This window comes from Pseudomonas mendocina (assembly GCF_003008615.1).
GTDB classification, from domain to species: Bacteria; Pseudomonadota; Gammaproteobacteria; order Pseudomonadales; family Pseudomonadaceae; genus Aquipseudomonas; species Aquipseudomonas mendocina_C.
This window is the reverse complement of the sequence record NZ_CP027657.1, coordinates 1,863,060-1,875,984: the sequence shown is the minus strand read 5'-3', so window position 1 is coordinate 1,875,984 and position 12,925 is coordinate 1,863,060. Positions and strand designations below refer to the sequence as shown.

Below are 12,925 nucleotides of genomic sequence, written 5' to 3'. Positions count from 1 at the left end.
AGGAAAACCCGATGAGCCTGAGCGAAGCCCGCTTCCACGATCTGGTCGATGCCACCCAACAGGCGGTGGAAGACATCTTCGACGACAGCGGTCTGGACGTTGATCTGGAAAACAGCGCCGGTGTGCTCACGGTGCGTTTCGACAACGGCAGCCAGTTGATCTTCAGTCGCCAGGAGCCGATTCGTCAGCTGTGGCTGGCGGCCCGCTCCGGTGGCTTCCACTTCGACTACGACGAGTCCGAAGGGCGCTGGATCTGTGACACCAGCGATGAGCAGTTGGGCGAGATGCTGGTGCGTATCACGCTCGAGCAGTGTGGTACCGAACTGGAGTTCGATGAGCTCTGAGCCCGGCGAGGCGCCGCTGGTCTCGCCATGCCGGCGCCAGTGTTGCCTGGACGAGCGCGACCAGTGCATCGGCTGTGGCCGCACCCTGCAGGAGATTCTCGACTGGGGTTCGGCCGACAATGCCCGGCGCCGGGATATCTGCCAGGCGGCCATCGAGCGTTTGCGCCAGCGCAAGCCAGCCCCCTGACCAGGTGGTCTTGTTTATTTGTCCGGCTGTGTTAGGGTCGACAAAACATTCTGCTGAACCCCGCCTTCGGGCGGGGTTTTGCTTTTTTATGGATTAGGCAAGGAGATCGCCCGGCATCATGAACAACACACCTACCATCACCATTACCCGCCTCGACCTGCAGCGTCTGGAGCGCTTGCTCGACAGTCTGGACGAGTTCGGGCCCGGCGCGGTTGCATTGCAGGCCGAGCTGGATCGTGCCGAGGTGGTGGGGCACGACGAGGTGCCGGCAGGGGTGGTGACCATGAATTCGCGCGTGCACTGCCGTGAAGAGAGCAGCGGCAAGGATTACCACCTGACCCTGGTCTACCCGCAGGACGCTGGCGGCGAAGGCAAGGTCAGCATTCTCGCGCCGGTGGGTTGCGCATTGCTCGGTCTGTCCGTGGGGCAGCATATCGACTGGCCGGCGCCCGGTGGCAAGCAGCTCAAGCTGACTCTGCTGGAAGTCGAATATCAGCCGGAAGCCGCAGGCGAATACGACCGCTGACGCTCCGCTCAAGCTGGACTAGAGTGAGGTTTCCGCCAATGGCAAGGAGGCCTCGCCATGTCCAGTCTGCCCCTGTATTTTCCGCCTACCTACCAGCTCTCGCGCGCCCTGCTCTGCGCTGAACTGGTGATGGCCGCCTACGATCAGTACGCGCAATGGCTGGCGCAGCAGCGCCCACGCAAGCCCGAACAGTTCCAGTGGAAACAGCCGCCTCTGGAGGGCTGGCAGCTTTCTGCGCCGATCTGGAGCGTGCTCAGTGAGTGGCACGTGTTCAATGAGTCCGAGCCTTTCGGCTTCGCCGCCCGTGATCCGCAAGGTGATTGCTACCTGGTGTTTCGTGGCACCGAGTCGGTGCAGGACTGGCTCGATGATCTCGACCTGGATCAGCGCGACTATCCCTGGCAAGCCAATGTCGGCCTGGTGCACGACGGCTTTCTCAAACTCTACACATCCCTGCGCGACCAGGCCCTGCTGGCACTGGATGACCTGCAACCGCAAGCGCGCCTGTGGGCCTGCGGTCACAGCCTGGGCAGTACCCTGAGCACGCTGGCCGTGCCGGATTTGCTTAAGCGCTGGCCTCTGCTGCTGTTGCAGCATTACAACTTCGCCAGCCCGCGCGTGGCCTCACCGGCCTTTGCCAATTACTACAACGCTCTGGCCGTACCGACCTATCGCCTGGTCAACGACAGCGACCTGGTGCCCGAGGTGCCGCCAGCGGACAGTGATCGCTGGTTCTACCAGCACCTGGGCCTGCCTGTGACCTTCACCGCCAGCTATGGGGGCGTTGCCGCCAACCACAGCATGGGCGACTGCTACCTCTATGCGCTGAACAATCCCGATGCGCCAATGAAAAGCTAGGTCGACCTGATGGTAGGGCGGGTGCAACCCGCCACACCGCTATGGATCTATCGTCTGGGCTAAATCTGCTGCAGGGCCGCGTTCAAGGCATCTTCCAGTTCGCTCTTGTAACGCAGGTAATGCACGGTCTGCGCCTGCTGCCCGGCGAGCACGGCGGAAAGATCCAGGTCGGTGATGTAGAAGGGGTAGCGTTCACCACCGGAGCGCTGGGCAAGAATGTGCTGCGCCACGGCGCGATACAGATCGCGGCCGTATTCCAGCTCGGAAAATTCGCGGTGGTTGCAATACAGGGTGACGTGACGCTGACGCCCGTCACCCGGCTCGACGATCGCCTGCACATCGTAGAAGGGATGGCTGAGCGGCGCCTGAGGTGCTGGACGGCGCTCCACGCTCTGCGCGCGCAGTGGCGCATCGGGCAGTAGTTGGTGGTAGAGCACGTCCAGAGGGACGTCGCCGACGGGGTTGTCCAGCGGCAACTGGGCGTTGCGCCGGTATAGCAAAGATTGCAGAAAACGCTGCAACGGCGTGAGCAGGCTCTGCTCGTCGCGGTAGGGCAGGCGCCTGCGCCAGAGCGCGTTGTGCTCGTCGAGCACGGTCAGCTCGGCTTCGCTGTTCTGTTCGTTCAGACGATAGAACACCTGGATCGATTGCGGCTTGCCCATTGGCAGTATCAATGCCAGGTCATTGCCTTCGAGGGCGTAGCGATCCAGATTCAACGGGCTGTACAGCTCCTGCTCGGCGCCGAGGTGATCGAGCAGCGCCGGCAGATCGCCCAATGCGGTGTGGCGGACTTGGCCGGGCACCAACTGCAGAACGTGGTAATGCTGGCGCACCTGGACCAGATAACGTGATGGCTGACCGCTGGCGTAATTGTCGAGTAGGTCGCGCAGTAGCTCTTCGACTCGGGTGGCGATGGCTACCGCGCGGTTGCGGCAGTAGCAGCGCACTTGCACCTCGGGCACGGGGCCGTCCAACGGCAGGCTGTTGAGCAGGTCGCTGAGGCAGTCGAGCAGCGCGTCCTCTCCGTCATAGCGAGCGACCTGTAGCTCGTTCCAGCTATTGAGGCTGACCTGGTCGAGGGTCAGCACCAGGTTCTCCCGTACCCCCGAATAGCCGAGCGCATCGGTGCGCCCGGTGGTCATGTGCACGTTCATCTGGCTGTGCTGCTTGAGCGGGTCGACACCCACGTTGACCAATAACAGCACCCGGCTCGGTACGCTCGCGCGCAGCAACGCGGCCTCTTCCACGGGAGGGGGCGGCAGGGGGAAGCACTGTTGCAGGCTGCCGATCAGGTTGGACAGTTCGAAATCGGTCAGGTCACTGCTGCCAGGGTGTTGCGACAGCCGTGTGCTGGCATCGATGACGCCGTTACGGTGGCACCAGGCAAGCAGTTCGATCAGTTCGCGGGTGCGTTTGATCGGAGCGAAGTCCGGCCATTCCTGAGCGCTGAGGTTGCCGCTGAACAGCGCCCACTGATATTCGTTCGGCGTTTCGCTGCTCGGCTGCTGCACCAGGGTGAGGGTGTCTTCGGCCAGATCCGGGGCGATGCCGGGGTTGATGAATTCCACCTTGCCTGCCTTGCGTTCGAAGGCCGCGTACAGGCGCCGGCCCAACACGTTGAGGTCGCGGTGGTTCAATGAACTGCCGACCTGAGCACTGCGGGCGAACTGGGTGAGGAAGCGGTAGCTGTAGGTCAGCTCATTGACCAGCACGCGGCGTTCGGCGGCGACCTGGCGTACCTTCCACTGGCTGCGGCTGTCGAGCACGGCAAGTTGTCGGGTTTCCCAGCCCCACTCAGCGGTCAGGCGTTCCAGCAGCAGGCGTTGCCAGCTCTTGCTGCGGCCGCGCGCCGGTGGCCGGCTGATCTTCTTGTTCACCTTCAGGTACAGACAGCGTCGCACCAGTTCCAGGCGTTCACGGTCGCCACGATTGCCGAGGTACTCCTCCAGACGGCGGTAGACCACGATATAAGGATCGAGCTCGTCGAGATCGAGACGGCCTTCGAATACGCTCTGCTTGAAACGCAACGCTAGGCATTCGACCTTGGGATGTTCGCTGGCGTAGACCTCGGTGAGCAGCAGCTTGAGCGCGGATTTGTAGGGCGACTCGATGCCCTTGTACAGCTGCCACATGCCGGCACCGACGAACTCCTGCGGCGGAATCTGCGCCAGATGGCCGAGGTCGAGCACATCATCCTCACGTACGAAGCGTTTGCTCAGCAGGGTGCGGCAGTAATCGTGGTAACGGTTTTCCTCGTACACCGGCACCAGCCACCAGATCGGCGTGCGCCCGCCTAGCCAGATGGCGGTGCGGTAGAACTCGTCGAGCAGCAGATAGTGCTGGGTGGTACCGCAGTCGTCCGAGGTCAGCTGCGCTTCGCGCGCGCCCTGGATGAAGCGCTGGGGATCGACCAGAAAGACATGCACCTCGGCGCCCTGAGTGGCGGCCCAGCTTTCCAGCAGGTCGCATTTCTTGCGCAGATCCTGCAACTCCTGCACGGTCAGATTTGACGCGTGACATAGCCACAGATCCATGTCGCTCTGTTCGGCTTGCGCCACGGTGCCCAGGCTGCCCATCAGGAACAGGCCATGCAGCGGTGCGGCGCCCTGGCCACGACGGGGCTTGTAAACGAATGAGCGGGTCAGGCGCTGGACTTCGGCCAGGCTGTCGTCGTCCGGCTCGAAACCGCTGAGGCCTGCCGGGGTGCTGGCGGAAACGTAGCCTGGTAGCAGTGGATGGTTGACGTGCAACAGCAGCGGCAACAGCTTGAGCACCAGTTGCTGGCGTGTGGACAGTGCTTCCATGGCCCGCTGCAGGCGGCCCTGGTTGATTTTCAGAAAGCGCGCGCGCAGTTGTGCGAGCACCTTGCGGTCGATGCCGTCGTCGATGTCCGGGCGGATTTCGTGGTTGCGCGTCATGCTCGAACTCTACTGGTAATGCTGCAAGCCTATCAGCGGCGTGCTCGCCAGTGCAGTGTCTGTGACGCTATATCGCCCGCCGCGCCTTTCCCTGAAGGGCGACGGGCGGGCGCTATGGATTAAGCGGGGGTGGCTTGCCGGGTGGAAAGAATCGTCAGCAGGGCTTGCGCATGTTCGGCGGCATCGATGCCCAGGCTGGTCAGATAGCCGCCATCGGCCTGGCTCACCAAGCCCTTCTCGTAAAGGCGGGTGATGGCGCCCTGAGCCTTGAACGAAGCGTTGTTGTGCACCTTCAGCCCTTCCTGATGGTTGTCCAGGTTGTACAGGGCGAGGATTTCCAGCTCGTCGATCAGGTCGGTATTGAATGACTTCATGGTAACTCCGCTTTTTTATTATGGCGTTCGTTCAGTGTAGAGCCATGCGCCGTGGTTTGCCCGTCGGAAAGCTGCCAGTGCGCGAGAATCCGCTGATAGGTGCCATCCTGGCGGATCTGCCGCATGCCGGTGTCGAAGCGCTGCAGGAGTTCTCTGGCCTGCGGATGGTGGCGGGAAAAGGTCAGGTACAACTGGGGACGGTACACCGTCGCCAATGAGGTGAATTGCCCGACCAGCTCCGGGTTGTCATCCAGGAGTGCCTGGGTGGTGCCACGAAAAGCGACGACATAGTCCACGCGTCCCCGCTGCAGCATGAGAAAACCGTTGAGGTCGCGACGTACCGCGATACGCTGGATGTTCGGGTAGTTGTCGAAGCGTTCGCCATAGGTGTAGCCGATGGTGACGGCCACCCGCTTGCCGACGAGGTCTTCGAGGTCGCTGACCGGAAGCTCGCCGGCGCGGCCCCAGAGGATGATGTCGTCGCTGAACAACATCTCCTGTGGCAGCAGAAACTGCGCTTTGATACGTGAGTCGGGGGTGGTGTTGAAGCAGGCCGCCAGGCTACCTGAACGGGCCAGCTCCATGCAGCGCGAATAGGGGTAGGGCGCCAGCTCGATGGGCGTATCGCTGGCGGCGAAGGCGGCGCGCACGATATCCGCCGACATGCCTTCGACCCGCTCATTGCGCCAGGCGGTGTAGGGATACCAATCGTCCTCGGCACCGATGCGGGGCGTCTCGGCCAGCGGCGCGCGGGCCCAGAGCAATGGCAGCAGCAGGGCGAGCAATGCAGCGATGCGTGGCAACGGACAGGCCATCGAAGGCGGTACCTTCTCGGTCGAGACTGGGGGTGACAGTAGCAATCTGCCTGCCAGTCCGACCAGTGGCCTGGATCAATCCTGGCTCAGTTTTCTTCCGGCAGCTCAGGCAATGCGCGCAGCGCCTGCTCATACCAGGCGCCGTCGAAGGGGCGATCCTCGCGCAGCATGGCGTCGACCTCATGGGCGAGCACCAGTGCCATCAGCTCAAGAATCTCTTCGCGCTCGTAACCAACCAGGGTCAGCTTGTTGAATACCGCTTTGGCAGCGGCGGGTTCGCCGCTTTCCAGCTGGTTCTCGATGGCCTGGATCAGAGTGGCTTCGGCGAAGTCTTCGTCTTCCTGGTCGTTGTTTTGGCTCATGTTCGTTTCCTCATTGATTGCCAGCAGCAAAATCCAAAAGGGCCTGGCCGGTCAGGCGATAGCCGACCCACTCGCTTTGCGGGCGGGCGCCGAAGGATTCGTAGAAGTCGATGGCGGGCTTGTTCCAGTCCAGTACCGACCACTCGAAGCGGCCACAACCGCGTGCCACGGCCAGTTGCGCCAGATGGCGCAGCATGGCCTTGCCTGCGCCCAGGCCACGCGCTTCGGGGCTGATGTAGAGGTCTTCCAGATACAGGCCGTGCTTGCCCAGCCAGGTGGAGTAGTTGAAGAAGTACACCGCGTAGCCTATGGGCTGGCCCTCGTGCTCGCAGATCAGGCCATGAGCGGTGCTGCCTTCGGCGAACAGGCTGTCGCGAATACCGGCAGAATCGGTTTTCACCTCATGCTCGGCCTTCTCATAGATGGCCAGCTCGGTGATGAAGCGCAGGATCAGTTCGGCGTCGTCAGCGGTAGCGGGGCGGATGTGCAGGGACATGGATCTCTCCTGGCGCGACAGGCAGTGCAAGCGCTGCCGCATGGTTGGACGTGTACTGGAAACGGTGGTGTTGTCGATCCGCGGTGTGTTCGCTGATAGCGCTCCGTCGTTCTGATCCGTCAAAGGCGCAGGCCGAGGTTGACCATCAGCGCGGCGTTGCCCAGCAGCACCAGTTCCGCCGCCATGCCGTGGCTTTGCACGCCCAGCGAGGGAATGATGGCGGGTGCCACGCCCAGATGGTTGAGTGGGATCTTGTCGCGGTACTCGCCACGGTAACCGTGCAACAGACCGCCGGTCAGCTTGGCATAGAACGGATGGCGGTCGCTTTCGAAGCGCCGGCCTACGTAGGCGTACTGCGAATTTTGGTCGAACGAGTTGCGAAAAACCGCCCCGCCCCAGAGGTTGCCGGAGGCATAACCACGTTCCAGGCCGATCAGGCGCTGATGATTGTTGTGGTCAGGCTCTGGGTTGTAATGGCGGGTGTAAACGCTGGTCTGCACTTGCCAGTGATCGCCTTCGTTAGCCAATACCGGCGTTGCCAGCAGGCTCAGTAGCAGGGTCGTAGGGAGTGTGTAACGCATGACAACCTCCTGGTCGAATGGCCTGCCTTGGCAGGGGCGACTTAGCGCCGCCCCTTTGCGACCTCAGCGGCTGGCGAGAAGTTCGCGGCCACGCACGACTGCGGCGCGTACCTGATTCGGCGCCGTGCCACCGATATGGTCACGAGCGCCAACCGAGCCTTCCAGGGTCAGTACGGCGAACACGTCGTCGGCGATCTGGTCGCTGAACTGGCGCAGTTCGTCCAGGCTCATCTCGGCCAGATCCTTGCCGCTCTGTACGCCGTACTTCACGGCATGACCGACGATTTCGTGGCAGTCGCGGAAGGGCAGGCCCTTGCGTACCAGGTAATCGGCCAGGTCGGTGGCGGTGGAGAAGCCGCGTAGCGCCGCCTCGCGCATGATTTCGCGCTTGGGCTTGATTGCCGGCACCATGTCGGCGAACGCGCGCAGGCTGTCGCGCAGGGTGTCGGCAGCGTCGAACAGCGGCTCCTTGTCTTCCTGGTTGTCCTTGTTGTACGCCAGCGGCTGGCCTTTCATCAGGGTCAGCAGGCCGGTCAGGGCGCCGAACACACGGCCGGTCTTGCCGCGCACCAGCTCTGGCACGTCCGGGTTCTTCTTCTGCGGCATGATCGAGGAGCCGGTGCAGAAGCGATCCGGCAGGTCGATGAACTGGAACTGCGCGCTGGTCCACAGCACCAGCTCTTCGGAGAAGCGCGACAGGTGCATCATCGCCAGCGAGGCGGCGGCGCAGAATTCGATGGCGAAGTCGCGATCGGAAACACCGTCCAGGGAGTTGCCGCCAACGGCGTCGAAACCCAGCAATTCAGCAGTGATCTCGCGGGCAATCGGGTAGGTGGTGCCGGCCAGTGCGGCCGAACCCAGCGGCATGCGGTTGGTGCGCTTGCGGCAGTCGACCAGGCGCTCGTAGTCACGCGAGAGCATCTCGAACCAGGCCAGCAGATGATGGCCGAAAGTCACCGGCTGCGCGGTCTGCAGGTGGGTGAAGCCGGGCATGATGGTGTCCGCTTCGGCTTCGGCCAGGCCCAGCAGGCCCTGCTGCAGGCGGGTGATCTCGGCAAGGATGATGTCGATCTCGTCGCGCAGCCACAGGCGGATGTCGGTAGCTACCTGGTCGTTGCGCGAGCGGCCGGTGTGCAGCTTCTTGCCTGTGACGCCGATGCGGTCGGTCAGGCGCGCCTCGATGTTCATATGCACGTCTTCCAGATCAACGCGCCAGTCGAACTGACCGGCTTCGATCTCGCCCTGGATCTGCTTGAGGCCGTCGACGATGGCGTCGCGCTCGGCATCGGTGAGCACACCGACCTTGGCCAGCATGGTGGCGTGGGCCATGGAGCCCATGATGTCGTGGCGATAGAGGCGCTTGTCGAATTCCACCGAGGCGGTGAAGCGTGCGACGAAGGCGTCGACGGGCTCGCTGAAGCGGCCGCCCCAGGATTGGTTGGTTTTTTCGCTGCTCATGATGTGGGCTCGGGATCGGGCAAGCCACGTTCTCAGACCATGTGAAAGCTACTGCGCTCGGTCATGCTGCGTTAAAAACAGGTTCAGAATGCTCATTTACCACTTGTAAACAGCGCTTCTTCGCCTGTTTCTGCCTTGCCTGACCTTCGCTCGCTACATTTCACACGGCCTGTTCGGCGGCCGGCATGGCGGACAAAGTGCGTCGATAATAACAGGGTCAGAAGGCGTTTCGCCGGGCTGCGTTAGCCGTCGGGCGCTCAGTGGCGTTGTCGGCTGCTTCACAGTTTTGCCCTCAAGGTGGCATTTCGGTGCTTTATTTTGTCCGGCGGGAGCCGTCTGGCTTGCCGGCCCGTCAGGCGACACGGAAACTGCGTCGATGCACACACAATCCTTTGCCAAGAATAAACACAGCACCGCTATCGACGACTTCTTCGTCCCTGAACTGTGCCAGCCGGAAGCGCTGCTGAGCATGGTACTGCTGGCCGAGCTGCTGGTACTGGTGCTGGTGCTCGCCGAACCGATGACGCCGGGATTCGATTGGGTGCGCCTGGCCCTGACTTCGTTGTTCGTGCAGTGGATCGTGCTGCTTTCGGCCGCCGTGCTGTGTCGTCTGCGGCCTTTGCTGGCGCGCCTGCGCCCCGCGCTGGCGGGCTGCCTGTGCTGCGTGCTGGTGGTGATGCTGACCCTGAGTTGTACGGCGGTGGCCGACTATTACGAACTGGGCGGGCCGCTGCCGCGCAGTGGCGAGGTAAATCTTTATCTGCGCCATGCGCTGATCAGCCTGATCATGTCCGCACTGCTGCTACGCTATTTCTATCTGCAGAGCCAATGGCGTCGGCAGGAGCAGGCCGAGCTGCGCGCGCGCATCGAATCGCTGCAAGCGCGGATCCGACCGCATTTTTTGTTCAACAGCCTCAACAGTATCGCCAGCCTGGTTACGGTTGACCCGTTCAAGGCCGAGCAGGCGGTGCTGGATTTGTCCGATCTGTTTCGCGCCAGCCTGGCCAAACCCGGCAGCCTGGTGCCGTGGAAGGAGGAACTGGAACTGGCGAAACGATATCTATCGATCGAGCACTATCGGCTCGGCGAGCGACTACAGTTGCAGTGGGAGGTCGAAGGTGTGCCGGAGGATCTGCCGATTCCCCAGCTGACCCTGCAACCTCTGTTGGAGAATGCGCTGATCTATGGCATCCAGCCGCGTATAGAAGGTGGCTTGGTGCGGGTCGAAGCGGATTACCAGGATGGAGTGTTCAGCTTGTGTGTCAGCAATCCGTATGAAGAGCGGGGCGAGCAGCACCCGTCACGGGGAACGCACCAAGCGCTGAGTAATATCGATGCGCGCCTGGCGGCACTTTTTGGGCCGCGCGCGAGTCTCAGCGTGGAGCGCCGTGACGGCCGTCATTACAGCTGTCTACGCTATCCTTGTGCGAGACTCACGCAGGAAGCCAGAGCAATATGAATGTCCTGATCGTCGATGACGAACCCCTTGCCCGCGAGCGCCTCAGCCGCATGGTCGGTGAGCTCGAGGGTTACCGGGTACTGGAGCCCGCCGCCAGCAATGGCGAGGAAGCTCTGACCCTGATCGATAGCCTCAAGCCGGACGTAGTCCTGCTCGATATCCGCATGCCTGGTCTGGACGGTCTGCAGGTGGCCGCCAAACTGTGCGAGCGTGAGGCACCCCCTGCGGTGATTTTCTGTACCGCTCATGACGAATTCGCCCTGGAAGCCTTCCAGGTCAGTGCGGTCGGCTATCTGGTCAAACCAGTGCGCTCGGAAAGCCTCAGTGAAGCCTTGAAAAAGGCCGAGCGGCCCAACCGCGTGCAACTGGCTGCCCTGACCCGCCCCGCGGCGGAAACCGGCGGCGGTCCGCGAACCCATATCAGTGCGCGAACCCGCAAGGGCATCGAACTGATCCCGCTGGATCACGTGGTCTATTTCATCGCTGATCACAAGTACGTCACCCTGCGTCACCAGGGCGGTGAAGTCTTGCTGGATGAGCCGTTGAAGGCGCTGGAAGACGAGTTCGGCGATCGCTTCGTGCGTATCCATCGCAATGCTCTGGTCGCCCGCGAACGCATCGAACGTCTGCAGCGCACGCCGTTGGGGCATTTCCAGTTATTCCTCAAGGGGCTCGATGGTGATTCGCTGGTGGTCAGCCGCCGGCATGTGGCTGGAGTTCGCAAGCTGATGCAGTCGCTCTAGGTCATGTGGGGAGCTGCGGCCGATGGCCGCCTCCCGAAGCCCTGGAAAGACGAGCCTGCTATGATTCGCGGCAATTTGTTCTGTGGAATTGCCCCATGTCCCGCGAAATTCGCATCGCCACCCGTAAGAGCGCCCTGGCCCTGTGGCAGGCTGAATACGTCAAAGCCCGTCTGGAAGAGGCTCATCCGGGTCTCAAGGTCAGCCTGGTGCCTATGGTCAGTCGTGGCGACAAGCTGCTCGACGCGCCCTTGGCGAAGATCGGCGGCAAAGGCCTGTTCGTCAAGGAGCTGGAAACCGCGCTGCTGGAGAACGAGGCCGATATCGCCGTGCATTCGATGAAGGATGTGCCGATGGACTTTCCCGAGGGCCTGGGGCTGTTCTGCATCTGCGAGCGCGAAGACCCGCGTGATGCTTTCGTCTCCAACACCTTCGAGAGCCTCGATGCGCTGCCGGTCGGTAGCGTGGTCGGTACCTCCAGCCTGCGTCGCCAGGCCCAGTTGCTGGCGCGCCGGCCTGACCTGAAGATCCAGTTCCTGCGTGGCAACGTGAATACTCGCCTGGCCAAGCTCGATGCCGGCGAGTACGACGCCATCATTCTCGCTGCTGCCGGTCTGATCCGTCTCGGTTTCGAAGATCGTATCCGCAGCTCGATCAGTGCCGAGGACAGCCTGCCGGCCGGCGGCCAGGGCGCCGTGGGTATCGAGTGCCGCAGTGCCGATGCTGACGTGCATGCCCTGCTGGCGCCGTTGCATCACCGCGAGACTGCCCTGCGTGTGACTGCCGAGCGAGCCCTGAACAAGCGCCTCAATGGTGGCTGCCAGGTACCTATCGCCTGCTATGCCCTGCTCGAAGACGATCAGCTGTGGTTGCGCGGTCTGGTCGGCCAGCCCGATGGCGGCCTGCTGCTGCGTGCCGAGGGCCGTGCTGCCAGCGGCGACGCTGAAGCCTTGGGTGTACGTGTGGCCGAGGATCTGCTGGAGCAGGGCGCCGAAGCCATTCTCAAGGCGGTGTATGGTGAGGCCGGTCATTCGTGAGCACCTGGCGCCTGCTGTTGACCCGTCCTGCCGAAGATTGCGCGGTACTGGCGCAGACGCTGGCCGAGCGAGGGATCGTCAGTAGTTGCATGCCGTTGCTGGCCATCGAGGCACTGGATGAGACGCCTGAGCAGCGCCGCACCTTCTCCGAGCTGCAGCGCTACTGCGCTGTGATAGTCGTCAGCAAGCCTGCGGCGCGCTTCGCTCTGGCGCTCCTGGATCGTCGTAGCATGCGAGCCGCGGCGCGGCAACCCTGGTTTGCCGTCGGCGGCGCGACTGCAGCGTTGCTTGCGGAACAGGGGCTGAGCACTCACTACCCGCCGCAGGGTGATGACAGTGAAGCGCTGCTCGCCCTGCCGGCTCTGCAGCAGAGCATTGCTGCCGCTTCTTCCCCGCGGGTACTGATCCTGCGTGGCGAGGGTGGCCGAGAATTCCTGGCCGAGCGCTTGCGCGGCCAAGGTGTGACGGTCGACTATCTGCCACTGTATCGCCGCGTGCTGCCGCATTATGCGGTGGGGGAGCTGAGCCGGCGGCTGCGAGCGGAACGCCTGAACGGCCTGGTTGTCAGCAGTGGACAGGGTTTCGAACACCTGCTGCAGCTGGCAGGCGATGACTGGCCGGCTCTGGCTCGGCTACCCTTGTTCGTACCCAGCCCGCGTGTCGCCGAGCAGGCGCGCAATGCGGGTGCGGAGATCGTTGTGGACTGTCGCGGCGCCAATGCCGCGGCCTTGCAGGCAGCTCTGGAGCAGTTTCCGGCTGCCGCCCTCTAA

The 12,925-nt window shown here is 62.8% G+C and carries 15 protein-coding genes; 8 read left to right on the top strand and 7 right to left on the bottom strand.

Annotated features, from left to right (window positions below; translation table 11 throughout):
• Positions 1 to 11: 11 nt before the first annotated feature.
• The 4 genes from cyaY (at position 12) to C7A17_RS08645 (ending at position 1,915) form a co-directional block, all read left to right on the top strand.
• Positions 12 to 344: an iron donor protein CyaY gene (gene cyaY / locus C7A17_RS08660; RefSeq protein ID WP_106737654.1), complete on the top strand. Its 333-nt coding sequence runs from the start codon at positions 12 to 14 to the stop codon at positions 342 to 344.
• Entirely contained in the window at positions 334 to 531 is a 198-nt protein-coding gene (locus C7A17_RS08655; protein WP_106737653.1) for a DUF1289 domain-containing protein, read from the top strand. The genes cyaY and C7A17_RS08655 overlap by 11 nt, the downstream gene beginning before the upstream one ends.
• 118 nt (positions 532 to 649) lie before the next feature.
• Positions 650 to 1,057, top strand: a complete 408-nt coding sequence (gene rnk, locus C7A17_RS08650; protein ID WP_106737652.1) for a nucleoside diphosphate kinase regulator — start codon at positions 650 to 652, stop codon at positions 1,055 to 1,057.
• Positions 1,058 to 1,114: 57 nt separating this feature from the next.
• Positions 1,115 to 1,915 carry a lipase family protein gene (locus tag C7A17_RS08645; protein ID WP_106737651.1) on the top strand — a complete coding sequence of 267 codons (801 nt, stop codon included), beginning with the start codon at positions 1,115 to 1,117 and terminating at the stop codon, positions 1,913 to 1,915.
• Positions 1,916 to 1,974: 59 nt separating this feature from the next.
• Here C7A17_RS08645 and C7A17_RS08640 read toward each other — a convergent pair whose 3' ends face one another.
• From C7A17_RS08640 to argH, 7 genes are all read right to left on the bottom strand, one after another.
• On the bottom strand, positions 1,975 to 4,833 hold the full coding sequence (locus tag C7A17_RS08640) for a class I adenylate cyclase (protein WP_106737650.1): 2,859 nt from the start codon (positions 4,831 to 4,833) through the stop codon (positions 1,975 to 1,977).
• 119 nt (positions 4,834 to 4,952) lie between these two features.
• Positions 4,953 to 5,207 carry a TIGR02647 family protein gene (locus C7A17_RS08635; protein ID WP_106737649.1) on the bottom strand — a complete coding sequence of 85 codons (255 nt, stop codon included), beginning with the start codon at positions 5,205 to 5,207 and terminating at the stop codon, positions 4,953 to 4,955.
• Entirely contained in the window at positions 5,204 to 6,022 is an 819-nt protein-coding gene (locus C7A17_RS08630) for a substrate-binding periplasmic protein (RefSeq protein WP_106737648.1), read from the bottom strand. The genes C7A17_RS08635 and C7A17_RS08630 overlap by 4 nt, the downstream gene beginning before the upstream one ends.
• A gap of 86 nt (positions 6,023 to 6,108) precedes the next feature.
• Positions 6,109 to 6,384 carry a hypothetical protein gene (locus C7A17_RS08625; protein ID WP_106737647.1) on the bottom strand — a complete coding sequence of 92 codons (276 nt, stop codon included), beginning with the start codon at positions 6,382 to 6,384 and terminating at the stop codon, positions 6,109 to 6,111.
• Positions 6,385 to 6,394: 10 nt separating this feature from the next.
• On the bottom strand, positions 6,395 to 6,880 hold the full coding sequence (locus C7A17_RS08620; protein WP_106737646.1) for a GNAT family N-acetyltransferase: 486 nt from the start codon (positions 6,878 to 6,880) through the stop codon (positions 6,395 to 6,397).
• Positions 6,881 to 6,999: 119 nt separating this feature from the next.
• Entirely contained in the window at positions 7,000 to 7,461 is a 462-nt protein-coding gene (locus C7A17_RS08615; RefSeq protein ID WP_106737645.1) for a sn-glycerol-3-phosphate transporter, read from the bottom strand.
• A gap of 63 nt (positions 7,462 to 7,524) precedes the next feature.
• Entirely contained in the window at positions 7,525 to 8,919 is a 1,395-nt protein-coding gene (argH, locus tag C7A17_RS08610) for an argininosuccinate lyase (protein ID WP_106737644.1), read from the bottom strand.
• A gap of 376 nt (positions 8,920 to 9,295) precedes the next feature.
• On the opposite strand from argH, the gene C7A17_RS08605 reads away from it, so the two are divergent.
• The 4 genes from C7A17_RS08605 to C7A17_RS08590 all read left to right on the top strand — a co-directional run bounded on the left by C7A17_RS08605 (position 9,296) and on the right by C7A17_RS08590 (position 12,925).
• Positions 9,296 to 10,378 (top strand): sensor histidine kinase, encoded by a 1,083-nt coding sequence (locus C7A17_RS08605; RefSeq protein ID WP_106737643.1) that lies wholly within the window; start codon positions 9,296 to 9,298, stop codon positions 10,376 to 10,378.
• The gene (locus C7A17_RS08600) at positions 10,375 to 11,121 is read left to right on the top strand and encodes a LytR/AlgR family response regulator transcription factor (RefSeq protein ID WP_106737642.1); all 747 of its coding nucleotides are present in this window, start codon (positions 10,375 to 10,377) and stop codon (positions 11,119 to 11,121) included. Before C7A17_RS08605 ends, C7A17_RS08600 begins: the two co-directional genes overlap by 4 nt.
• 95 nt (positions 11,122 to 11,216) lie before the next feature.
• Positions 11,217 to 12,155, top strand: coding sequence for a hydroxymethylbilane synthase (hemC, locus tag C7A17_RS08595; RefSeq protein WP_106737641.1), 939 nt, complete (start codon positions 11,217 to 11,219; stop codon positions 12,153 to 12,155).
• A complete protein-coding gene (locus C7A17_RS08590; RefSeq protein ID WP_106737640.1) occupies positions 12,152 to 12,925 on the top strand; it encodes a uroporphyrinogen-III synthase in 774 nt (257 codons plus the stop codon). The genes hemC and C7A17_RS08590 overlap by 4 nt, the downstream gene beginning before the upstream one ends.

Coding starts and splice junctions, on each gene's coding strand:
- rnk (WP_106737652.1), top strand. CDS start 650: ATGAACAACACACCTACCATCACCATTACCCGCCTCGACCTGCAGCGT.
- C7A17_RS08620 (WP_106737646.1), bottom strand. CDS start 6,880: ATGTCCCTGCACATCCGCCCCGCTACCGCTGACGACGCCGAACTGATC.
- C7A17_RS08600 (WP_106737642.1), top strand. CDS start 10,375: ATGAATGTCCTGATCGTCGATGACGAACCCCTTGCCCGCGAGCGCCTC.
- hemC (WP_106737641.1), top strand. CDS start 11,217: ATGTCCCGCGAAATTCGCATCGCCACCCGTAAGAGCGCCCTGGCCCTG.
- C7A17_RS08635 (WP_106737649.1), bottom strand. CDS start 5,207: ATGAAGTCATTCAATACCGACCTGATCGACGAGCTGGAAATCCTCGCC.
- C7A17_RS08625 (WP_106737647.1), bottom strand. CDS start 6,384: ATGAGCCAAAACAACGACCAGGAAGACGAAGACTTCGCCGAAGCCACT.
- cyaY (WP_106737654.1), top strand. CDS start 12: ATGAGCCTGAGCGAAGCCCGCTTCCACGATCTGGTCGATGCCACCCAA.
- C7A17_RS08605 (WP_106737643.1), top strand. CDS start 9,296: ATGCACACACAATCCTTTGCCAAGAATAAACACAGCACCGCTATCGAC.
- C7A17_RS08655 (WP_106737653.1), top strand. CDS start 334: ATGAGCTCTGAGCCCGGCGAGGCGCCGCTGGTCTCGCCATGCCGGCGC.
- C7A17_RS08615 (WP_106737645.1), bottom strand. CDS start 7,461: ATGCGTTACACACTCCCTACGACCCTGCTACTGAGCCTGCTGGCAACG.
- C7A17_RS08645 (WP_106737651.1), top strand. CDS start 1,115: ATGTCCAGTCTGCCCCTGTATTTTCCGCCTACCTACCAGCTCTCGCGC.
- C7A17_RS08630 (WP_106737648.1), bottom strand. CDS start 6,022: ATGGCCTGTCCGTTGCCACGCATCGCTGCATTGCTCGCCCTGCTGCTG.
- argH (WP_106737644.1), bottom strand. CDS start 8,919: ATGAGCAGCGAAAAAACCAACCAATCCTGGGGCGGCCGCTTCAGCGAG.
- C7A17_RS08640 (WP_106737650.1), bottom strand. CDS start 4,833: ATGACGCGCAACCACGAAATCCGCCCGGACATCGACGACGGCATCGAC.